Annotated in this window: 20 protein-coding genes and 1 riboswitch; of the genes, 13 read left to right on the top strand and 7 right to left on the bottom strand. The window is 69.3% G+C overall.

Annotated elements, in window-relative coordinates:
- The first annotated feature begins 24 nt into the window (after positions 1–24).
- The 3 genes from ACZ5C2_RS23345 to ACZ5C2_RS23335 all read left to right on the top strand — a co-directional run bounded on the left by ACZ5C2_RS23345 (position 25) and on the right by ACZ5C2_RS23335 (position 2,121).
- Entirely contained in the window at positions 25–285 is a 261-nt protein-coding gene (locus ACZ5C2_RS23345; protein ID WP_468794129.1) for a UBP-type zinc finger domain-containing protein, read from the top strand.
- 256 nt (positions 286–541) lie between these two features.
- Positions 542–955 carry an ATP-binding protein gene (locus ACZ5C2_RS23340; protein ID WP_004925829.1) on the top strand — a complete coding sequence of 138 codons (414 nt, stop codon included), beginning with the start codon at positions 542–544 and terminating at the stop codon, positions 953–955.
- Between the two features lie 17 nt (positions 956–972).
- The gene (locus ACZ5C2_RS23335) at positions 973–2,121 is read left to right on the top strand and encodes an RNA polymerase sigma factor SigF (protein WP_468794127.1); all 1,149 of its coding nucleotides are present in this window, start codon (positions 973–975) and stop codon (positions 2,119–2,121) included.
- 21 nt (positions 2,122–2,142) lie between these two features.
- On the opposite strand, the gene ACZ5C2_RS23330 is transcribed toward ACZ5C2_RS23335, so the two are convergent.
- Positions 2,143–2,586, bottom strand: a complete 444-nt coding sequence (locus ACZ5C2_RS23330; protein ID WP_468794124.1) for a hypothetical protein — start codon at positions 2,584–2,586, stop codon at positions 2,143–2,145.
- 161 nt (positions 2,587–2,747) lie between these two features.
- Here ACZ5C2_RS23330 and ACZ5C2_RS23325 point away from each other — a divergent pair, with 161 nt between their 5' ends.
- Together ACZ5C2_RS23325 and ACZ5C2_RS23320 are read left to right on the top strand one after the other, a co-directional pair.
- Complete coding sequence (locus ACZ5C2_RS23325) at positions 2,748–3,716, top strand: diacylglycerol/lipid kinase family protein (protein ID WP_468794121.1); 969 nt, start codon at positions 2,748–2,750, stop codon at positions 3,714–3,716.
- Positions 3,717–4,033: 317 nt separating this feature from the next.
- Positions 4,034–4,291, top strand: a complete 258-nt coding sequence (locus ACZ5C2_RS23320) for a WhiB family transcriptional regulator (protein WP_030219886.1) — start codon at positions 4,034–4,036, stop codon at positions 4,289–4,291.
- A 229-nt stretch (positions 4,292–4,520) separates the two neighbouring features.
- On the opposite strand, the gene ACZ5C2_RS23315 is transcribed toward ACZ5C2_RS23320, so the two are convergent.
- The gene (locus ACZ5C2_RS23315; RefSeq protein WP_468794118.1) at positions 4,521–5,996 is read right to left on the bottom strand and encodes a histidine kinase N-terminal domain-containing protein; all 1,476 of its coding nucleotides are present in this window, start codon (positions 5,994–5,996) and stop codon (positions 4,521–4,523) included.
- Positions 5,997–6,509: 513 nt separating this feature from the next.
- Between ACZ5C2_RS23315 and nagB the strand changes: the two genes are divergently transcribed.
- The 7 genes from nagB to ACZ5C2_RS23280 all read left to right on the top strand — a co-directional run bounded on the left by nagB (position 6,510) and on the right by ACZ5C2_RS23280 (position 14,632).
- Positions 6,510–7,295, top strand: coding sequence for a glucosamine-6-phosphate deaminase (nagB, locus tag ACZ5C2_RS23310; RefSeq protein ID WP_468794315.1), 786 nt, complete (start codon positions 6,510–6,512; stop codon positions 7,293–7,295).
- A 156-nt stretch (positions 7,296–7,451) separates the two neighbouring features.
- Positions 7,452–8,216, top strand: a complete 765-nt coding sequence (locus tag ACZ5C2_RS23305; protein ID WP_468794115.1) for a GntR family transcriptional regulator — start codon at positions 7,452–7,454, stop codon at positions 8,214–8,216.
- 305 nt (positions 8,217–8,521) lie between these two features.
- Positions 8,522–8,743 carry a DUF3311 domain-containing protein gene (locus ACZ5C2_RS23300; protein WP_468794313.1) on the top strand — a complete coding sequence of 74 codons (222 nt, stop codon included), beginning with the start codon at positions 8,522–8,524 and terminating at the stop codon, positions 8,741–8,743.
- Positions 8,740–10,368 (top strand): monocarboxylate uptake permease MctP, encoded by a 1,629-nt coding sequence (mctP, locus tag ACZ5C2_RS23295; RefSeq protein WP_468794112.1) that lies wholly within the window; start codon positions 8,740–8,742, stop codon positions 10,366–10,368. Before ACZ5C2_RS23300 ends, mctP begins: the two co-directional genes overlap by 4 nt.
- 77 nt (positions 10,369–10,445) lie before the next feature.
- Complete coding sequence (locus ACZ5C2_RS23290) at positions 10,446–10,952, top strand: GNAT family N-acetyltransferase (RefSeq protein WP_468794109.1); 507 nt, start codon at positions 10,446–10,448, stop codon at positions 10,950–10,952.
- Between the two features lie 52 nt (positions 10,953–11,004).
- Positions 11,005–11,139: riboswitch (cobalamin riboswitch) on the top strand.
- Positions 11,140–11,264: 125 nt separating this feature from the next.
- Positions 11,265–13,625, top strand: coding sequence for a ribonucleoside-diphosphate reductase subunit alpha (locus ACZ5C2_RS23285; protein ID WP_468794106.1), 2,361 nt, complete (start codon positions 11,265–11,267; stop codon positions 13,623–13,625).
- Positions 13,625–14,632 carry a ribonucleotide-diphosphate reductase subunit beta gene (locus ACZ5C2_RS23280; RefSeq protein WP_468794103.1) on the top strand — a complete coding sequence of 336 codons (1,008 nt, stop codon included), beginning with the start codon at positions 13,625–13,627 and terminating at the stop codon, positions 14,630–14,632. Before ACZ5C2_RS23285 ends, ACZ5C2_RS23280 begins: the two co-directional genes overlap by 1 nt.
- A 24-nt stretch (positions 14,633–14,656) precedes the next feature.
- On the opposite strand, the gene ACZ5C2_RS23275 is transcribed toward ACZ5C2_RS23280, so the two are convergent.
- Positions 14,657–14,908, bottom strand: a complete 252-nt coding sequence (locus ACZ5C2_RS23275) for a hypothetical protein (RefSeq protein WP_468794101.1) — start codon at positions 14,906–14,908, stop codon at positions 14,657–14,659.
- A 93-nt stretch (positions 14,909–15,001) separates the two neighbouring features.
- Between ACZ5C2_RS23275 and ACZ5C2_RS23270 the strand changes: the two genes are divergently transcribed.
- Positions 15,002–15,964: a GlxA family transcriptional regulator gene (locus tag ACZ5C2_RS23270; RefSeq protein ID WP_468794099.1), complete on the top strand. Its 963-nt coding sequence runs from the start codon at positions 15,002–15,004 to the stop codon at positions 15,962–15,964.
- A 19-nt stretch (positions 15,965–15,983) separates the two neighbouring features.
- Here ACZ5C2_RS23270 and ACZ5C2_RS23265 read toward each other — a convergent pair whose 3' ends face one another.
- The 4 genes from ACZ5C2_RS23265 to ACZ5C2_RS23250 all read right to left on the bottom strand — a co-directional run bounded on the left by ACZ5C2_RS23265 (position 15,984) and on the right by ACZ5C2_RS23250 (position 20,444).
- On the bottom strand, positions 15,984–17,354 hold the full coding sequence (locus tag ACZ5C2_RS23265; RefSeq protein ID WP_468794097.1) for a bifunctional albaflavenone monooxygenase/terpene synthase: 1,371 nt from the start codon (positions 17,352–17,354) through the stop codon (positions 15,984–15,986).
- On the bottom strand, positions 17,351–18,436 hold the full coding sequence (gene cyc1, locus ACZ5C2_RS23260; RefSeq protein WP_468794094.1) for an epi-isozizaene synthase: 1,086 nt from the start codon (positions 18,434–18,436) through the stop codon (positions 17,351–17,353). The genes ACZ5C2_RS23265 and cyc1 overlap by 4 nt, the downstream gene beginning before the upstream one ends.
- Before the next feature lie 224 nt (positions 18,437–18,660).
- Positions 18,661–19,311 carry a peptide deformylase gene (def, locus tag ACZ5C2_RS23255; RefSeq protein ID WP_468794091.1) on the bottom strand — a complete coding sequence of 217 codons (651 nt, stop codon included), beginning with the start codon at positions 19,309–19,311 and terminating at the stop codon, positions 18,661–18,663.
- A 152-nt stretch (positions 19,312–19,463) separates the two neighbouring features.
- Positions 19,464–20,444: a tetratricopeptide repeat protein gene (locus tag ACZ5C2_RS23250; protein ID WP_468794088.1), complete on the bottom strand. Its 981-nt coding sequence runs from the start codon at positions 20,442–20,444 to the stop codon at positions 19,464–19,466.
- Positions 20,445–20,549 lie beyond the last annotated feature (105 nt).

The raw sequence follows: 20,549 nt of genomic DNA, 5'->3' as shown, positions 1-20,549 counted from the left end.
CGCACGCGTCGTAATGTGGCAATCATGAAACAGTGCACGCACGCCGACGCGCTGCCGAACCCGGAACCCGCCCCGCTCGGCGAGACCTGCCCGGAGTGCCTGCGGGACGGCACCGACCCGGTGCAACTGCGTCTCTGCCTCACCTGCGGTCACGTCGGGTGCTGCGACTCCTCGCCGAACCGGCATGCCACGGAACACCACGTCAGAACCGGACACCCGGTGATGCGGACACACGAACCCGGTGAGGACTGGCGCTGGTGCTTCGTCGACCACGTACTGCTGTGACCGGATGTGACCACGGCGACGGACGGTTCGACCGTCTGACGTCTGGGTACGTCAATCCGGCGCGCGCTCTTTCCATTTGGGAGCCGCAGACCCCTAGCCACGGAGCGTATCCGTAGTTTTACTATGAGTGACAGCAATGGGTCGGGGTCCCGGGGACGGGACCGCTGAGGGCGCGATAGCGTCACCGCTGAACCACGTAGCGCGTTACCCGGGGGCGAACCAGCCCTGAAACGCTTGTACCACCTTGGAGGTGAGGGTGTCCCAGATCGCAGGCGAGCCCGCGACCCAGGACTTCGTGGAAGTCCGGCTGCCGGCCGCGGGGGCCTACCTGTCGGTGCTGCGTACGGCCACGGCCGGCCTCGCGGCCCGTTTGGACTTCACCCTCGACGAGATCGAGGACCTGCGCATCGCGGTCGACGAGGCCTGCGCGATCCTGCTCCAGCAGGCCGTGCCGGGGTCGGTGCTCAGCTGCGTCTTCCGGCTCGTCGACGACTCGCTCGAGGTGACCGTCTCGGCGCCGACCACGGACGGTCACGCCCCTTCGCGGGACACCTTCGCCTGGACCGTTCTGTCCGCGCTCGCGGGCAAGGTGTCGTCGGCCGTGGACGAGGACAAGACCGTTTCGATCAGCCTCTACAAACAGCGCGGCGCGGGACCCGGGCCGGCGTGAGGAGCGAGGACGGGCCGGTGCGGGACGAAGAACGCGGCACACGGGAGCTGCCGGCCGAGCGCGTGCCGGACGGCATCGACGGCATCCCCGAGCAGGCCCGGCCGCATCCGGAGGACGACTCCACGGCGAGCGTCTCCCCGGACGGCGGGCAGCCCGGCGGTGCCGTGCGGAGCACGCCTGCGGCCGGGCCGGCCGAGGCCGGTCCCGCGCCTGCGGGCGCCCCCGCGCGGGCGAGACCCGCGACGGGGGACGAGGCGAGCGCTCGGGGAAGGGCGACGGGCGGGACGATGAGCGAGCACGAGCGACACGCCGAGGACCAGGCGCCGCGCGCGTCCGACTCCCAGGGCGCGCGGAGCACACCGGGCGCACCGGGCGCACCGGCCACCCACGGCGCGCACGCGCACCACGACCCGCAGGACCGCAGTGGGGCGCGCGCCCTGTTCCTCGAGCTGCGCACACTGCAGGACGGCACTCCGGAGTACGCGGAGCTGCGCAACCGGCTGGTGCGCATGCACCTGCCGCTCGTCGAGCATCTCGCGCGCCGCTTCCGCAACCGCGGCGAGCCGCTGGACGACCTCACCCAGGTCGCCACCATCGGGCTGATCAAGTCCGTCGACCGTTTCGACCCGGACCGGGGGGTGGAGTTCTCGACGTACGCCACTCCGACGGTCGTCGGCGAGATCAAGCGGCACTTCCGCGACAAGGGCTGGGCGGTGCGGGTACCGCGCCGGCTCCAGGAACTGCGGCTGGCGCTCACCACGGCCACGGCGGAGCTGTCCCAGTTGCACGGCCGCTCCCCCACGGTGCACGAGCTGGCCGAGAAGCTGGCCATCTCCGAGGAGGAGGTCCTGGAGGGCCTGGAGTCCGCCAACGCGTACTCCACGCTGTCCCTGGACGTTCCCGACACCGACGACGAGTCCCCGGCGGTGGCCGACACCCTCGGCGCCGAGGACGAGGCGCTGGAGGGCGTGGAGTACCGGGAGTCGCTCAAACCGCTGCTGGAGGATCTGCCTCCGCGCGAGAAGCGGATCCTTCTGCTGCGCTTCTTCGGCAACATGACGCAGTCGCAGATCGCGCAGGAGGTCGGCATCTCCCAGATGCACGTCTCCCGGCTGCTCGCCCGCACCCTGGCTCAGCTACGGGAGAAGCTGCTCGTGGAGGAGTGACCCGGTGCGGTCTCCGGGACGCTACGTCTCGGTGTTCCCGGGCCCCCGGATACCGAGGGCCCGGGTCGTCTCGGGGTTGATCAGCAGCACGAGCGCGGTGACCGCCACGAGGGCGAGCACGATCCCGGCGGGAATGGCCACACTGTCGGACCGCAGCAGATTGTAGGCCACCGGCAGCGCGATGATCTGCGTGATGACGGCGGGGCCCCGGCTCCAGCTCCGCCGCGCGAACAGCCCTCGCGCAGCGATCAGCGGGAGCAGCGCGAGCACGATCAGCGTCACTCCGCCGGTGACGGCCTGCTGACGGTCGTCCGGTTCACCGGTGAGGGCGAGGACCGCCATCCCCACGCCGATGGCCACCAGCGCGAGCCCTTCCAGGGCGGCCAGCGCCGCGGCGTACGTCAGACGGCGCGGGCGCGGCCCGGTGCCGTCCGGGGCGATGGTGGGGGTCTGCTCACTGCTCACCCCTGCAGGGTAGCCCTCGTCGTCCGCCCCTTCCGTGGCGAGGTTCACGGCCCGGTTCACCCCTGCCATCCGGCCCCGCCCCCTGTGATCCGGCTTCCGTCTCCCCCTGTGATCCGGCCTCGGTCTGGGCCCGGTACCACTCAGTAGGTACCCTGCACGTCATGCGTGCACTTCTCGTGGTCAATCCGGCGGCTACCACCACCAGTGCGCGCACGCGCGATGTACTGATCCACGCGCTCGCCAGCGAGATGAAGCTGGAGGCGGTCACCACCGAGTACCGCGGGCACGGGCGCGACCTGGGCCGGCAGGCCGCGGAGAGCGACGACATCGACCTGGTGGTCGCCCTCGGCGGGGACGGCACGGTCAACGAGGTCGTCAACGGCCTGCTCCACGCGGGACCCGATCCGGAGCATCTGCCCGGCCTCGCCGTGGTCCCCGGCGGCTCCACCAATGTCTTCGCCCGCGCCCTGGGGCTGCCCAACCAGCCCGTGGAGGCCACCGGCGTCCTGCTGGACGCACTGCGCGAGGGCCGTGAGCGCACCGTGGGCCTGGGCCTGACCTCGGGCACGCCGGACTCGGAGGACGAGGCCGTGCCGGCCCGCTGGTTCACCTTCAACGCGGGACTGGGCTTCGACGCGGGTGTGGTCGGCCGGGTGGAGCAGCAGCGGGAGCGCGGCAGGAAGTCCACTCACGCGCTGTACATGCGTCAGGTCGTCCGTCAACTTCTCGGAGATCCGCACCGCCGGCGCGGGGTGATCACACTGGAGCATCCGGGTGACGAGCCGGTCACCGATTTGGCGCTGTCCATAGTTTCGAACACCTCGCCGTGGACGTTTCTCGGCAATCGCCCGATCTACGCGTCGCCTAAGGCCTCGTTCGATACAGGGCTCGATATCTTCGGCCTGAGCCGGATGTCCACCACCGCGGTTGCCCGGTATGGCACGCAGTTGCTCACTTCGTCCCCGCAGCGCGGCCCTCGGGGCAAGCACGTGGTCTCCCGGCACGATCTGACACGCTTCACCTTGCATTCGAAGGTCCCGCTGCCCCTTCAGATGGACGGTGACCACCTGGGGCTGCGAACCAGCGTGACGTTCACAGGCGTACGCCGTGCACTGCGTGTGATTGTGTGAGCAGAAAGGGCCAAAGTCCTTTCACTCGAACGTTTAGGCCAGCATCCACCCCATGGAAGTACGGCTGTGACCTAGTCGACACCGAAGAATCAAAAAAAACTTTTCGGAAGGGGTTGTATCCGCCGCCGAGGTTTGCGAGTCTCTTCATGGCGATCGGGACGGCCCGCAACACCGGCCTCCACAGATCACCGGAACCCCTCTACAAACCCAAGGACCACGCCAGGGAACCTGGCGTTCGGCCCTTCCCTTGTTGAGGGATTCGTGAAAGCGTTCACATTCACAAGCACTTGCAGTTATACCAAGGAGAGGTAGCAGCCATGGACTGGCGTCACAACGCCGTTTGCCGCGAGGAAGACCCCGAGCTCTTCTTCCCCATCGGCAACACCGGTCCCGCGCTGCTGCAGATCGAGGAAGCCAAGGCCGTCTGCCGTCGTTGCCCGGTGATCGAGAGCTGCCTTCAGTGGGCGCTCGAGTCCGGTCAGGACTCCGGCGTCTGGGGTGGTCTCAGCGAGGACGAGCGTCGTGCAATGAAGCGCCGCGCCGCCCGCAACCGGGCCCGTCAGGCCTCCGCCTGACACCCCCTGCTGACAGCCTGAGCTTGGCGGCGCGTGTGCTCGACCGGATCACTCTGTAGACGGCGTACACGCATCTCCCGCCCCCGAGCCGCAGCGCACAGTTCCCCGAGGACTCGAACCAACTCGAGCGGGGGAACACCGAGGAACGAGCATCAGCCCCGGACCACTTCCCTGGTCCGGGGCCTTTTGCTGTGTCCGGGCGCATCCCCGGACCGAGGACCGTGCGCCGCTACTTGTCCGACTGCACCGGGATGTCCAGGATCACCCTGGTCCCCCGCTGCGGGGCCGGCACCATGTCGAAGGCGCCGCCCAACTCGCCCTCCACCAGCGTCCGTACGATCTGCAGGCCCAGGTTGCCCGCGGTGTGCGGGTCGAAGCCCTCCGGCAGGCCCACGCCGTCGTCCTGCACGGTGACCAGCAGACGGGCCTCCTTCGAGGTGCCGCCGCGGACCGCGGACACCTCGACGGTGCCGGTGTCGCCCTCACCGAAGCCGTGTTCCAGGGCGTTCTGCAGGATCTCGGTCAGCGCCATCGACAGCGGGGTCGCGACCTCGGCGTCGAGTATTCCGAAGCGGCCCGAGCGCCGCCCGGTGACCTTGCCCGGGGAGATCTCGGCGACCATCGCGAGGACACGGTCGGCGATCTCGTCGAACTCCACACGCTCGTCCAGGTTCTGGGACAGCGTCTCGTGGACGATCGCGATGGAACCCACCCGGCGCACGGCCTCCTCCAGCGCCGCGCGGCCGCGCTCGGAACCAATGCGGCGGGCCTGGAGCCGCAGCAGCGCCGCCACCGTCTGGAGGTTGTTCTTCACCCGGTGGTGGATTTCCCGGATGGTCGCGTCCTTGGTAATCAACTCCCTTTCTCGGCGGCGCAGTTCGGTGACGTCACGGAGCAGGACCAGCGAGCCGATGCGGATGCCCTTCGGCTTGAGCGGGATCGCCCGGAACTGGATCACCCCGTCGTGCGCCTCGATCTCGAACTCGCGCGGCGCCCAGCCACTGGCGACCTTGGCCAGCGCCTCGTCCACCGGCCCCCGGGTGGGGGCCAGTTCGGCGGTGGTCCGGCCGAGGTGATGACCCACCAGGTCGGCGGCGAGACCCATGCGGTGGTAGGCGGACAGGGCGTTCGGGGAGGCGTACTGGACGATGCCGTCGGCATCCAGCCGGATCAGCCCGTCGCCGACGCGCGGCGAGGCGTCCATCTCGAGCTGCTGGTTCGCGAACGGGAAGCTGCCGGCCGCGATCATCTGCGCGAGGTCGGAGGCGCTCTGGAGGTAGGTGAGCTCCAGCCGGCTGGGGGTACGCACGGTGAGCAGGTTGGTGTTGCGCGCGATCACTCCGAGGACGCGCCCCTCACGACGCACGGGGATGGACTCGACCCGTACGGGGACCTCCTCACGCCACTCCGGGTCCCCCTCGCGCACGATCCGGCCCTCGTCCAGGGCCGCGTCCAGCATGGGCCGGCGGCCGCGCGGGACGAGGTGGCCCACCATGTCGTCCTGGTACGAGGTCGGGCCGGTGTTGGGCCGCATCTGGGCGACGGAGACATAGCGGGTGCCGTCGCGGGTGGGGACCCACAGGACCAGGTCGGCGAAGGAGAGGTCGGAGAGCAGCTGCCACTCCGAGACCAGCAGGTGCAGCCACTCGAGGTCGGTGTCGTCGAGGGCGGTGTGCTGGCGTACGAGTTCGTTCATGGAGGGCACGTCAGCGAGCGTACCCGGGAGCCTGTGCCCCCCGGGGAACACCCGCGGGCCGCGGCGCCTGAGAGGGACCCTCAGCCCTCCCGGCACCGCAGCCCGGAGCAATTCCGGCCGTGGGGTGTGCGGTCCCGGTCGGCCGAAGGATGAGGAAACGGGGCAGTCAGGGCAGAGAGCTCCGGATCCTCGGTCCGCCTTCCTGTGCGGGGAAGGCAGGCTTACTGTGTTCCGCTACGCATTGTGGACTAGACCACTGTGTCTGTAAATGCACGGAACGCCGTTCTTTGCTGCCATGCGCTCGTCCGCCCGGACACACGGGCATCCGCCATGCAGCCTAACCCGTAGGGCTTCCCCCCGGGGCCGGACGACCGTGGCAATGTGGGGGACGGCTCCGGTCGCACAGGTTCCGCCCGGGGAGGGAGCGCGCCTCTCTGCTAGATTGAGATTGGTCTAAACCACATGGTCCCGCGCGTCGGGACCCGTCCCAGTCGAGTGCTCCTGAAGATCGGCAGGCCCACCGTGGAAGTTGTCATCGTTGCGGACGCCAAGGCGGGCGGCGAGCTCATCGCCGGGGCCATGGCGGAACTCCTGCGGCGCAAGCCCGACGCCCTGCTGGGCGTCGCCACCGGCTCGACGCCGCTGCCCGTCTACCAGGCCCTGGCGGCCCGGGCGGGCGCACGCACCGTGGACACCTCCCGGGTACGGATCGCCCAGCTCGACGAGTACGTGGGACTGCCCGCCGACCACCCCGAGTCCTACCGTTCGGTGCTCCGGCGCCAGGTCCTGCAGCCGCTCGGGATCGGGATGGACGCCTTCATGGGCCCCGACGGCGCGGCCGAGGACGTCCAGGGCGCGTGCGAGGCGTACGACAGAGAGCTGGCCGAGGCCGGCGGCGTGGACCTCCAGCTCCTCGGGATCGGGACGGACGGGCACATCGGATTCAACGAGCCGTGCTCCTCGCTCGCCTCGCGCACCAGGATCAAGACCCTCACCGAGCAGACGCGGGTCGACAACGCGCGCTTCTTCGACGGCGACATCGACCAGGTCCCGCACCACGTCATCACCCAGGGCATCGGCACCATCCTGGAGGCCCGGCACCTGGTCCTGCTGGCCACCGGCGAGGGCAAGGCGGACGCGGTCGCGGCGACCGTCGAGGGCCCGGTCGCGGCGGTGTGCCCGGCGTCCGCGCTCCAACTCCACCCGCACGCCACGGTGGTCGTCGACGAGGCCGCCGCCTCCAAGCTGAAGCTCGCCGACTACTTCCGCCACACCTACGCGAACAAGCCGGACTGGCAGGGGATCTGACCGGCGATCGTGGTCTGGACCAGCCCTCGCCCCAGGGGTATACAAAGGGGATCACGGAGCGTGCGGGGCACACCCCCGCCCTGAGCCGTGCCACGATGTCAGCCGTGGCCGATGGGATGTCGGTCGTTTCGGCACCCGGAGCCGGGAAGGCAGAGCATGAGCACCGACGTCAGCAGTGCGGAGAACGAGGGTGGGACTACGGTCCGTACGGCGCGTGTGCCCAAGTACTACCGGCTGAAGAAACACCTGCTCGACATGACCGAGACGGCCCCGCCCGGTACGCCGGTCCCGCCCGAGCGCACGCTGGCGGCGGAGTTCGACACCTCGCGCACCACCGTGCGCCAGGCGCTCCAGGAACTGGTGGTCGAGGGGCGCCTGGAGCGCATCCAGGGCAAGGGCACGTTCGTCGCCAAGCCCAAGGTCTCGCAGGCGCTCCAGCTCACCTCATACACCGAGGACATGCGCGCCCAGGGTCTGGAACCCACCTCGCAGCTGCTGGACCTCGGCTACATCACCGCCGACGACCGGCTCGCCGGACTCCTCGACATCACGGCCGGCGGACGGGTGCTGCGCATCGAGCGGCTGCGCATGGCCAACGGCGAGCCGATGGCCATCGAGACCACCCACCTGAGCGCCAAGCGCTTCCCCGCGCTGCGCCGCAGCCTGACGAAGTACGCGTCCCTCTACACGGCCCTCGCCGAGGTCTACGACGTCCATCTCGCGGAAGCCGAGGAGACGATCGAGACGTCCCTGGCCACCCCGCGCGAGGCCGGCCTGCTCGGTACCGATGTCGGCCTGCCGATGCTGATGCTGTCCCGGCACTCGCGGGACCGGGACGGACAGCCGGTGGAGTGGGTGCGGTCGGTGTACCGGGGGGACCGGTACAAGTTCGTCGCCCGCCTGAAGCGCCCCCAGGACTGATCCGGCATCCCGTCCGGGACTGGTGCGGCATCACTCTTACGAGTGATCACGGGTCGGCCCCGGAACCGCCCCTGAACGGCTCGAACCGGTTGGCAAATCCGGCGAACCGGGTGGTTGACAAGGTTTTCGTTGCTGTTGCCTCTCGGTTGAGCCGCGCCTGAATACCGCTGTGCCGACGAGGGGTTACGACCGCGCCGCGCCCTGACCTAGATTTCCCTGCGCATTACCGCCGGTGATCAGTGAGGGAATGGAACCGTCTGATGACACAAACCCGAGAAACCGCAGGAGGGCCGGTGGTGACGCCCATGCGCGTCGTCATCGCCCTCTGTCTCGTCGCACCATTCGTTGCCATGCTGTGGGTCGGTTCGTACGCGAAGACCGACCCCGTCGTCATCGGCATTCCGTTCTTCTACTGGTACCAGATGCTGTGGGTGCTGATCTCCACCGTCCTGACGATGACCGCCTACAAGCTCTGGCAGCGTGACCAGCGCGCCCGCTCGGCCTCGAAGGGCGGTGCGTCACAGTGAACGACGGCGTCAACGGCGTGGCACTCGCCGTCTTCATCTTCTTCTTCCTGCTCGTCACGGCGATGGGCTTCATGGCCGCGCGCTGGCGCAAGGCCGAGAACGAGCACAGCCTCGACGAGTGGGGCCTGGGCGGGCGTTCCTTCGGCACCTGGGTCACCTGGTTCCTGCTCGGCGGCGACCTGTACACCGCGTACACCTTCGTGGCCGTACCGGCGGCGATCTACGCGGCGGGCGCGGCCGGCTTCTTCGCGGTGCCGTACACGATCCTGGTGTACCCGCTGATCTTCACCTTCCTGCCCCGTCTGTGGTCGGTGTCGCACAAGCACGGCTATGTGACGACCTCCGACTTCGTGCGCGGCCGGTTCGGCTCCAAGGGGCTGTCGCTGGCCGTCGCGGTCACCGGCATACTGGCGACGATGCCGTACATCGCGCTGCAACTGGTCGGCATCCAGGCCGTGCTGGACGTGATGGGCATTGGTGGCGGCGAGGACACCAACTGGTTCATCAAGGACCTGCCGCTGCTGATCGCCTTCGGTGTGCTCGCGGCGTACACGTACTCGTCGGGTCTGCGGGCCCCCGCGCTGATCGCGTTCGTCAAGGACGCGCTGATCTACATCGTGATCGTGGTGGCGATCATCTACATCCCGGTCAAGCTGGGCGGCTTCGACGAGATCTTCGCCTCCGCGAGGGAGGCGTACAGCGAGACCAACCCGGCCACGGGCGCGCCGCGCGGCTCACTGGTGCCGGGTGAGGCGGGCCAGTGGACGTACGCCACGCTGGCGCTGGGCTCGGCGCTCGCGCTGTTCATGTACCCGCACTCGATCACGGCGACGCTGTCCTCGCGCAGCCGTGAGGTGATCCGCCGCAACACCACGATCCTCCCCCTGTACTCGCTGATGCTGGGCCTGCTGGCGCTGCTCGGCTTCATGGCGATCGCGGCCGGGGTCAAGGTCAGCAACGGCCAGCTGGCGATCCCGCAGCTGTTCGAGAACATGTTCCCGGCCTGGTTCGCGGGCGTGGCCTTCGCGGCGATCGGCATCGGCGCGCTGGTGCCGGCGGCGATCATGTCGATCGCGGCGGCGAACCTGTTCACCCGCAACATCTACAAGGACTTCCTCAAGCCGGACGCGACGCCGAAACAGGAAACCCAGGTTTCCAAGATCGTGTCCCTGCTGGTGAAGGTGGGTGCGCTGGCCTTCGTGCTGACCATGGACAAGACCGTCGCCATCAACTTCCAGCTGCTCGGCGGCATCTGGATCCTGCAGACCTTCCCGGCACTGGTGGGCGGCCTGTTCACCCGCTGGTTCCACCGCTGGGCACTGATCGGCGGCTGGGCGGTCGGCATGATCTACGGCACGGTCGCCGCGTACGGGGTGGCCTCGCCGACGCAGAAGCACTTCGGCGGGTCCGCGAAGGAGATCCCGGGCATCGGCGAGATCGGCTACATCGGTCTCACCGCCTTCGTGCTCAACGTGGTGGTCACGGTCGTCCTGACCTTCGTCATGCGGGCCCTCAAGGCGCCCGAGGGCATCGACCAGACCAAGCCGGAGGACTACACGGCGGACGCGGGCGACGCCGGCGTCAAGGTGGAGCTCCCGCCGGCCACGGCGGGCAGCGCCCACTGACGCCACCGCCGCACCGGGCGACGGGCCGCCGGCGAATCCGGGGGCCCGTTGTCTTACCCGTACGGCACACTCGCCGCATGGACATCGTGATCCGGCCGGTGAGGCCCGGCGAGTACGCGGAGCTCGGTGAGATCACCGCGCAGGCCTATCTGCTGGACGGCCTGCTGGACTTCGGAGAGAGCGACGGCTATCTCGGTGAGCTCCGGGACGTGGCGAAGCGGGCGGCGGCCGCCGAGGTGCTGGTCGCCGAGGAGCACGGGACGGTGCTGGGCGGGGTGACCTTCGTGCCGGGTCCCGGTCCGATGGCCGACATCGCGGGGCCGGGCGAGACGGAGATGCGGATGCTTGCGGTGGCGCGCGCGGGCCGGGGCCGGGGCGCCGGGGAGGCCCTGGTGCGCGCCTGCGTCGACCGGGCGCGGGCGGCCGAAGGATGCCGGCGGATCGTGCTGTCGACGCAGCGCACCATGTACTCCGCCCACCGCATTTACGAACGGCTCGGCTTCACCCGCACCCCCGAGCGCGACTGGAACCCGCTGCCGGACCTGGACGACATCGTGCTCATCACCTACGAGTTGCCCCTCTGAGAGCAGCGCGACACAACATATGGGGCTGCCAGCAGGGCCTGACACAAGATGTATGCTCATGCTCGCTGTCGCCGCAGGGGAATCCGGTGCGAATCCGGAACTGTCCCGCAACGGTGTACCCCTCCCTGCCCACGCTGAGGTGTGCAGGGGGTCTAGTCCGAGGACCTGCCGACAGCGCGCCCGGCCGTCCGGTCCGGGTGCGTGGACGTCCGGGCCTCGCGGAATGGGCCGGTGGACGCGCGACGCCCTGTGCGCTCGTGTGCTGCCCCCAGCCCTCGTCGAGGCCCTGTGCCGAGCGAGGGAGAGCCCCACGTGACCATCGCGCCAGCCGATACGGCTCCAGCGATCGACGTGACCCGGGTGAGCGACGGTCCCGGTACCGCGCTGCTGCGGACCCTGACCGAGCTGACCGCCGACCTGCCCGACGCCGACCCCGGCCGGGTCGCCGCCGCCGCGCTGCGCGGCCGGTCCGCGGCCGCCGACGAGTCGGAGCTTCGGGACCTGGCCACCGAGGCGGCGGCCGGGCTGATCTCCGAGGACCCGGCCTACTCCCGGCTCGCCGCCCGGCTGCTGACCATCGGCATCCGCGCCGAGGCCGCCTCGCAGGACGTCACCTCGTTCACCGGGTCCGTCGCGACCGGGCACCGCGAGGGTCTGATCGCGGACCGGACCGCCGCGTTCGTCCGGCGGCACTCCGCCCGCCTGGACGCGCTCATCGACACCCGTGCCGACGACCGCTTCGGCTACTTCGGTCTGCGCACCCTGCACAGCCGCTACCTGCTGCGGCATCCGGTCACCCGCAAGGTCGTCGAGACACCCCAGCACTTCCTGCTGCGGGTCGCCGCCGGTCTCGCCGCGGACGACGGCGCCCGCTCGGTGGACGAGGTCGCCGCCCTGTACGGGCTGATGAGCCGCCTGGACTATCTGCCTTCCTCCCCCACGCTGTTCAACTCCGGCACCCGGCACCCCCAGATGTCGTCCTGCTACCTCCTGGACTCCCCCAGGGACGAGCTGGACTCGATCTACGACCGCTACCACCAGGTCGCCCGGCTCTCCAAGCACGCCGGCGGCATCGGCCTGGCCTACTCCCGCATCCGCGCCCGGGGTTCGCTGATCCGCGGCACCAACGGGCATTCCAACGGCATCGTCCCGTTCCTGAAGACGCTGGACGCCTCGGTCGCCGCCGTGAACCAGGGCGGGCGGCGCAAGGGCGCTGCGGCGGTCTACCTGGAGACCTGGCACTCGGACATCGAGGAGTTCCTGGAACTGCGTGACAACACCGGTGAGGACGCCCGCCGTACGCACAATCTGAATCTCGCGCACTGGGTGCCGGACGAGTTCATGCGCCGGGTGGACGCGGACGCGCAGTGGTCTCTGTTCTCCCCTGCGGACGTGCCGGAACTGGTCGACCTGTGGGGCGAGGAGTTCGACGCGGCGTACCGGGCCGCCGAGGCCAAGGGTCTGGCGCGCAGGACGCTCCCGGCGCGCGAGCTGTACGGCCGGATGATGCGTACCCTCGCGCAGACGGGCAACGGCTGGATGACCTTCAAGGACACCGCCAACCGCACGGCCAACCAGACCGCCGAGCCGGGCCACGTCATTCACTCCTCGAACCTGTGCACGGAGATCCTTGAGGTCACCGACGACGGGGAGACGGCGGTCTGCAACCTGGGGTCGGTCAGCCTGGGTGCCTTCGTGGCGCACGGGGACATCGACTGGGAGCGCCTCGACGAGACGGTGCGTACGGCTGTGACGTTCCTCGACCGGGTCGTCGACATCAACTTCTATCCGACCGAACAGGCGGGCCGTTCCAACGCCCGGTGGCGCCCCGTCGGTCTCGGCGCCATGGGCCTGCAGGACGTCTTCTTCGCACTGCGGCTGCCCTTCGACTCCCCGGAGGCGAAGGCGCTCTCCACGAAGCTCGCCGAGCGGATCATGCTCGCCGCGTACGAGACCTCCGCCGAACTCGCCGAGCGGGACGGCCCGCTCCCGGCCTGGGAGAAGACCCGCACCGCCCGGGGCGTGCTGCACCACGACCACTACGACACGGACCTCGCCTGGCCGGAGCGCTGGGCGGCGCTGCGGACTCGGATCGCGGCCACCGGGATGCGCAACTCGCTGCTGCTGGCGATCGCGCCCACCGCCACCATCGCGTCGATCGCGGGCGTGTACGAGTGCATTGAGCCGCAGGTGTCCAACCTGTTCAAGCGCGAGACGCTGTCCGGGGAGTTCCTGCAGGTCAACTCGTACCTGGTGGACGACCTCAAGCGACTGGGCGTGTGGGACGCGCGCACCCGTGAGGCACTGCGCGAGGCGGGCGGCTCGGTGCAGGACTTCGCGTGGATCCCCGAGGAGGTGCGCCGGCTGTACCGCACGGCGTGGGAGATCCCGCAGCGCGGCCTGATCGACATGGCTGCCGCCCGCACCCCGTTCCTGGACCAGGCGCAGTCGCTCAACCTGTTCCTTCAGACGCCGACCATCGGCAAGCTCTCCTCGATGTACGCCTATGCCTGGAAGCGGGGCCTGAAGACCACGTACTACCTGCGGTCCCGCCCGGCGACCCGGATCGCCCGCGCCGCGGCCCGAACCGCCGTCCCCGTGCAGGCGGGCCCGGCCCCCGAGGCCGTCGCCTGCTCCCTGGAAAACCCCGAGTCCTGCGAGGCCTGTCAGTGATGACCACGAAGAACCTGCTCGACCCCGGCTTCGAGCTGACGCTGCGCCCCATGCGCTACCCCGACTTCTACGAGCGCTACCGGGACGCCATCAGGAACACCTGGCACGTGGAGGAGGTGGACCTCCACTCGGACGTGGCCGACCTGGCGAAGCTCACCCCGAAGGAGCGGCACCTCATCGGGCGGCTGGTGGCCTTCTTCGCCACCGGTGACTCCATCGTGGCGAACAACCTGGTGCTGACGCTGTACAAGCACATCAACTCCCCGGAGGCGCGGCTGTACCTGTCGCGACAGTTGTTCGAGGAGGCCGTGCACGTCCAGTTCTACCTGACGCTGCTGGACACCTATCTGCCCGACCCCGACGACCGGGCTGCGGCCTTCGCGGCCGTGGAGAACATCCCGTCCATCCGGGAGAAGGCCGCGTTCTGCTTCAGGTGGATGGACTCGGTGGAGAAGATCGACCGGCTGGAGACGCGGTCGGACCGCCGCCGCTTCCTGCTGAACCTGATCTGCTTCGCCGCGTGCATCGAGGGCCTGTTCTTCTACGGGGCCTTCGCCTACGTCTACTGGTTCCGTGGCCGGGGCCTGCTGCACGGTCTGGCGACGGGCACCAACTGGGTGTTCCGCGACGAGACGATGCACATGTCCTTCGCCTTCGACGTGGTCGACACCGTGCGCAAGGAGGAGCCGGAGCTGTTCGACGAGCAACTCGGGCAGCAGATCACGGACATGCTGCGCGAGGCGGTCGAGGCGGAGCTGCAGTTCGCACGTGACCTGTGCGGGGACGGGCTGCCGGGCATGAACACCGAGTCGATGCGGCAGTACCTGGAGTGCGTCGCGGACCAGCGGCTGGTGCGACTGGGCTTCGCACCGGTGTACGGCTCGGAGAACCCGTTCTCCTTCATGGAGCTCCAGGGCGTCCAGGAGCTGACGAACTTCTTCGAGCGGCGTCCGTCCGCGTACCAGGTCGCCGTGGAGGGCACCGTCGACCTGGACGAGGACTTCTAGGAACCGGTGTGCCCCGGTGCCGCCTCACGCCGCTCGCGCGGCGCGGGCCGAGGCGGCACCCTGCGCCCGGCGGGTGGCGGCCGGCACGGCGCGGGGCCCGGCGGCGGCCGGCACGGCATCGCGTGCGGCTGCCGCGCGGGTGGCCTCGGCCCGCTCGATCTGCCGATCGGTCCGCCGGTCCTGCGCGATGCCGATCAGCGCGGGGAGGGTCATGAAGACGAACAGGCCGAGAACGGCCACCATCGCGATCAGTGCTTCCATCTGCGTCGTATCCATGAACACCAGTGTTCTTCCCTACGCTCCTTACCAACAGTGGCAGGACTGCCGCGCACCCTCGATTTACCGCCAAGGACGGGGCACACTGGCGTCATGCTCCAGAACGTGGCCGCCGTCCTCCTCGACGGTGTGAACCCCTTCGAACTCGGCGTCGTCTGCGAGGTCTTCGGCATCGACCGCAGCGACGACGGGCTGCCGGTCTACGACTTCGCCGTCGTTTCGGCCGACGGTCCCGCGGTGCGCACCAACACGGGCTTCTCCCTCCAGGTCGAGCACGGTCTGGAGCGCCTGGAGGCGGCGGACCTCATCGCCGTGCCCGCCGGTGCCTCCTACGTGTCCCGGGAGTTCCCACCCGAGCTGCTGGACGCCCTGCGCCGGGGCGTGGACCGGGGCGCCCGGGTACTCAGCGTCTGCTCCGGCGTCTTCGTACTCGCCGCCGCCGGACTGCTCGACGGCCGGCGGGTCACCTCCCACTGGAAGCACGCGGAGGCGCTGACCAGGCGATATCCCGATCTGACCGTCGAGCCGGATGTGCTCTACGTCGACGAGGACCCCGTCATCACCTCCGCGGGCACCGCCGCCGGCATCGACGCCTGTCTGCACCTGGTGCGCAAGGAGCAGGGCCCGGAGGTCGCCAACAAGATCGCCCGGCGCATGGTGGTGCCTCCGCACCGCGACGGCGGCCAGGCCCAGTACATCGAGCGCCCGCTGCCGCAGTCCAAGGGCGACACCGTCTCCGAGGTACTGGTGTGGATGGAGCGGCATCTCGACGAGGAGACCACCGTCGAGCAGCTCGCCGCCCGCGCTCATATGTCCCCGCGCACCTTCGCCCGCCGCTTCCAGCAGGAGACCGGCACCACGCCCTACCGCTGGATCCTTGGCCAGCGGGTGCTCCTGGCCCAGCATCTGCTGGAGGCGACGGACGAGACGGTGGACGCGATCGCGGCCCGGACCGGATTCGGCAACGCGGCGGCACTGCGCCACCACTTCGTACGCGCCGTGGGGACCACCCCGCAGGCCTACCGGCGCACGTTCAGGGGCCCGGAGGCCGCCTGAACGCACGTCGGCCGGGCGGTCAGCGGGGCAGTGCCCGCAGCATCAACCTGCGCGGCCGGAGCGTGATGCCGATCCGGGGCCGGATGTCGGAACCGGACGCGTGCTCGAACCGATAGGCCGAGGCGACCACCGCGGTGATGAGCGTGAGCTCGGCCATCGAGAAGTGGTCGCTGGGGCACTTCCGGTTGCCGACACTGAACGGGCTCATCGCGTACTTGGGCACGTCCCGGGCCCGCTCCGGAAGCCAGCGGTCGGGGTCGAACTCCTCGTTCCGCTCATACGACCGCGGGTCGCGCTGGATGGCGTAAGGGCTGTAGATGAGGTCCGCCCCCTTGGGAATGCGGTATCCGCCGAGTTCCGTGTCCGCCACCGCGCGGCGCGTCAATATCCATACGGCCGGATACAGTCGCAGGGTCTCGGTGACGACATTCGCGGTGTACGTCAGCTTTCGGACGTCCTCGAATGCGATGGGACGGTCACCGACGACGCTTTTCACCTCGTCGCGGATCTTGTCACCGAGGTCCGGGTGTTCGGTGAGAACCAGGAGGAGCGACATGACCGTGGCTCCGACGGTTTCGCTGCCGGGGGTGAGTATGGCGATGACCTGATCGTGGATCTCCTGTTCCCCGATGGGCTCCCCATTGTCATCCTTCGCCTCTAGCAAAGCCGTCAGCAAATCGTCCGGCTTTTGACCGCTTGCCCGTCGGTCGGCGACGATCTCGTCCACCAGGACGTGCAAATCGGCCAGGGCCCGGTTGAATTCCCGGTTGGCCGGAAGCGGCACCTTGTAGAGCGGTCCGAGCGGTACCACCATGCGCTGGTACATGCCGCTGAACAGCGTCGCGAGGTCGGCACAGATACGGTCGGCCCGGGCGTCCATGTAGCCGCCACGCATCAGGCAGCGGGCGGAGACCCGGACGGCCGCGTGGAAGGACTCCCTCGTGACGTCCAGTTCCTCACCGGAGCGCCAGCGCTCCACGAGCGCGTACGCCTCTTCCACCATGATCGGCCCGTACGCGGGGATCGCCTCGAGCTTGAACGCGGGCTGAATGGTGCGGCGCTGACGGCGGTGCAGCGGGCCGTTGGCGGTGGCCACGCCCTCCTCGCCGAGCAGGTCCTGCAGGGACTCCCACAGCGGTCCGGCGATGATGTAGTCGGGGCTGAGTGCCACCGCCCCGGTGAGGGCGGGGGTGGTGACGGCGTACACCGTCTTCGGCCCGATCCTCAGTCGTACGACCTCACCGTGGTCACGCAGTCGGGACATGAAGGCGAGCGGATCGCGCGCCAGTTTCCAGCCGTGGCCGAGGAGGGGGACTCCTCCGCCGGCCAGGGGCGGCTCGCGCAGTGCGGTCGCCGCGGTTGCTCCGGGTTCCACCGACTCGACGGTCATTTCCCACCTGCCGCTTCGTTGTTGACGTACGGGGGCGTGGACCGGTCGTCCCAGCTGTCGATCCGGTACCGGCCGGACTCGTGGTGGAACCAGTAGACGGAACTGAACCAGTTCCGCATGTTGCCGACGCATGCGCGTACGGCAGCGCTCGTTTCCTTTCCTCCCACTGTGCCGTCGTCGAGGACGTCGGCGAACCGTAAGGCTTCCCGTTCGGCTTCCTGAAATTCGCGAATGCATTCCTGTACTCGGTGCCTCACGTCGGCGATCGCTTCTTCCAGTGTCAGTCCCTCATGGATGACGAGACTGATTCCGAGATTGTGGACCTCGCTGCCCGCTATTTCCTTCGGCAATGAGCACAGATCGTTGTACCAGGCGGCGAATTCCTGACTGAGCAGTGCCGCTTTCCGGTACGCCGGGTTCTTCCGTACCGCGTCCGGGAGTTCACCGCCCGCACTCGGTTCCAGCAGATCGGTCCAGATCCAGTGCGCAAAGGTGAGCCGGCGCAGTTCCAGATATTCTTCGACGGTGGGGACGATTCCCTCCGTACGGTTGTGGAATTCACGGTCGTACGCCTCGATCACCGTGTGGAAGTGCCGGGCGAACCGGGCGTTCCAACTGTCCGGCAGGAACGCGTACAGCCGCCGCACACTGTCCGCGAGCCCCGCGACCACGGGATCCTCGTGACTCAGGTGGTCGTCGGGGCTGTCGAGGGCACTGTGCAGCCGTTCCTTCAGCCGCTGCCAGGCGGCGGGGCGGCCGTGCACGACGTCGCGGTCGTGCCGGTCGTCCCAGACGAAGAACCACGCGCTGTAGTCCGCTATCGCCTGCAGGACCTCGTCGGGGGCGCCTATGTAGTACCCCGCCATAAGGTCGGTGTAGCACAGGCCGTCGGCATATTCCTCCACCTTGTCCGCCGGCATGAGCCGCTTTTCGAGCAGCCACGCCCTGGTCGTCTCCTGAAGCCTCGGCCAATACGGGTGGAGTTTCCGGGAAAACGCCGCCTCGATCACCGGAAGGGACAGCGCCGGTGGAACCGCGATGGTGGTCGGTGTCGATGTGGTGCCGTGTGACAAAGCATGCACGAACAATCCCCTCTCAGCCGCCAGTTGCCGCGTGCCCGGCCCCCCGTGCCGGGCGCACGCCGTGCGTATCCCCGCACCTCTATTCAGCACCACAACTGACCGCTCTGGGAACGGATTTGCTTCTTTCGCTACTTCTCAGGCGCGCACGGACGACCGAACGCCCGGCCGGAGAGAGGTCCCGGCCGGGCGTGCTGCGCGAGGCGGTGAAGGGCTTCTGCCCCTGGTCAGTCGCCCGCGACCACGGGGTAGCGCGGCTCGTTCTCGGCCATCTGCTGCAGGGCGGCCTTCCGCTCCCGCTTGGACAGCCGGTCGATGTACAGGTAGCCGTAGAGGTGGTCGGTCTCGTGCTGCAAACACCGTGCGAAGTAGCCCGTGCCGCGTACCCGCACCGGGTTGCCCTTCTCGTCCTGCCCGGTCACTTCGGCGTAGTCCGGACGAGCCAGCGACGCGTAAGCGGTGGGCACCGACAGACAGCCCTCGCTGCTGTCGTCCAGTCGGCGCCGCTCGGCGGGCAGATCGACCAGCTTCGGGTTGCAGATCACACCGGTGTGCCGCGCGCCCTCGTCGTCAGGGCAGTCGTAGACGAAGACCTTGAGGTCGACGCCGATCTGGTTGGCGGCCAGGCCCACGCCCTCGGCGGTGCGCTGGCTGGCGAACATGTCGGCGACCAGCTGCTGGAACTCCTCGCCGAAGTCCGTGACGTCCTTGCACTCCTTGTGGAGCACCGGATTGCCGACCACCGTGATCGGGCGCGAGGTGCCGCGCTCCCGCCAGGCCGCCTCGCGCTCCTCGCAGTCCTCCGTGTCGATGACGTATCCCTCGTCGTCCACGGGGAGCACGCCCGCGTGCTGCTGATCGGTGTCCTGCTGAGCCATGACCGACGTACGCCTTCCTCAGTGAAACCCAGGGGGATGCTCGATACAGGGTACGGGGAAACGCGCCCCGGCAGGGGCGCGGGACCGCGTCGACGGGCCGCTCCGCGCGTGGGCGCGGTCAACCCCCACGAACCCGCGCCCGGGGAGCGGTCTCAGCACACCTCTTCGAGATCCCGCCAGTCCCGCGAGTCCGGGCTGTCCGCAACCCACCCGTCCAACAACCCCCGGACCAGCGAAGCCGGCGCGGCAAGCCCGCATTCGCGCTCCGGCACCCACAACTGTCCGTCCGTGACATGGCCCAGCGGCCCGGGATGCCCCGGCTCGCTGTGGTCGTGCGGGTCGAGGTGCTCGCCCTCGCCCTCGTCGGACGGCATCCGCGACTCCGAACACATCCGGCACAGCAGCCGCACGGAGGACGACCAGTCCTCGGCGGCGAACCCGGCGTCGGAGGCCAGCTGCTCCAGCGCGTCCCGGTCGGCCTCGGACGCGGCCTCCAGCAGTACCACCCAGGTCGGCACCGGCGACGGCGCCCACAACTCGATCTCGTCGAACACCGGGTAGGTGTGCCCGGCGGCGGTGCTGCGCTCGCCGTGCGGCACGCCGTCGTGCAGGACGACCTCGCCCCAGCGTCGCCCGGAGGACGGCAGCGGAATGGACAGCACCTCGACCCGGGCGGGGTCGAGGCGCCGGCCCCACACGACCTCCGCCTCCCCCTCCGGGGACAGCCGTACGGCCGCGCTGCCCAGGTCCATGCCGAGGGGCTCGCCGGAGTCGTTGGCCGGGCCGGGAACCTTGAGCCCGTAGGCCTGCCAGGCCCGCCGGGCCAGCGGCCAGTCCTGCAGGGCGGTGGCGGCGATGCCGACGTTCCACCAGTCGGGAGCGCCGGTGTCCCGGTCGAGCAGTGCCACGGCCCGCAGACCGGCGGCGCGCGCCTGCTCCCAGTCGTGGCGGAACTTGTGCAGCAACGCGAGGTTGAACCAGGACTCCGACAGCCAGGGTTCCAGATCGGCGGCACGTGTCAGCAGCGCTCCCGCGTCCTCGTACCGGCCGTCGCCGATGAGCGTGAACGCACGGTCCGTGGCCTGCCGCCAGGAGGCGGAGGGCCGGTGCCGTACCTTGCCGAAGATCCTCACGATTCCCGCCTGCCAGTTCCGTTCGGTGGGCCGGCTGTTCCGATCCGCGCCCCCGGACACCCTCTCCTTCGCATCCAACCACGTACGGCCACGAGGACGCTCATT

The organism is Streptomyces sp. NPDC031365 (assembly GCF_055569765.1).
Note: the sequence above shows the minus strand (reverse complement) of the source record. Positions and strands in the feature narration are given on the sequence as shown.

Bases quoted from the DNA above. Each gene is read 5' to 3' on its own strand.
- ACZ5C2_RS23345 (WP_468794129.1), top strand. From the start codon at position 25: ATGAAACAGTGCACGCACGCCGACGCGCTGCCGAACCCGGAACCCGCC.
- ACZ5C2_RS23325 (WP_468794121.1), top strand. From the start codon at position 2,748: ATGCGTGCACTTCTCGTGGTCAATCCGGCGGCTACCACCACCAGTGCG.
- ACZ5C2_RS23320 (WP_030219886.1), top strand. From the start codon at position 4,034: ATGGACTGGCGTCACAACGCCGTTTGCCGCGAGGAAGACCCCGAGCTC.
- ACZ5C2_RS23305 (WP_468794115.1), top strand. From the start codon at position 7,452: ATGAGCACCGACGTCAGCAGTGCGGAGAACGAGGGTGGGACTACGGTC.
- ACZ5C2_RS23300 (WP_468794313.1), top strand. From the start codon at position 8,522: ATGCGCGTCGTCATCGCCCTCTGTCTCGTCGCACCATTCGTTGCCATG.
- ACZ5C2_RS23290 (WP_468794109.1), top strand. From the start codon at position 10,446: ATGGACATCGTGATCCGGCCGGTGAGGCCCGGCGAGTACGCGGAGCTC.
- ACZ5C2_RS23280 (WP_468794103.1), top strand. From the start codon at position 13,625: ATGACCACGAAGAACCTGCTCGACCCCGGCTTCGAGCTGACGCTGCGC.
- ACZ5C2_RS23275 (WP_468794101.1), bottom strand. From the start codon at position 14,908: ATGGATACGACGCAGATGGAAGCACTGATCGCGATGGTGGCCGTTCTC.
- ACZ5C2_RS23270 (WP_468794099.1), top strand. From the start codon at position 15,002: ATGCTCCAGAACGTGGCCGCCGTCCTCCTCGACGGTGTGAACCCCTTC.
- ACZ5C2_RS23265 (WP_468794097.1), bottom strand. From the start codon at position 17,354: ATGACCGTCGAGTCGGTGGAACCCGGAGCAACCGCGGCGACCGCACTG.
- def (WP_468794091.1), bottom strand. From the start codon at position 19,311: ATGGCTCAGCAGGACACCGATCAGCAGCACGCGGGCGTGCTCCCCGTG.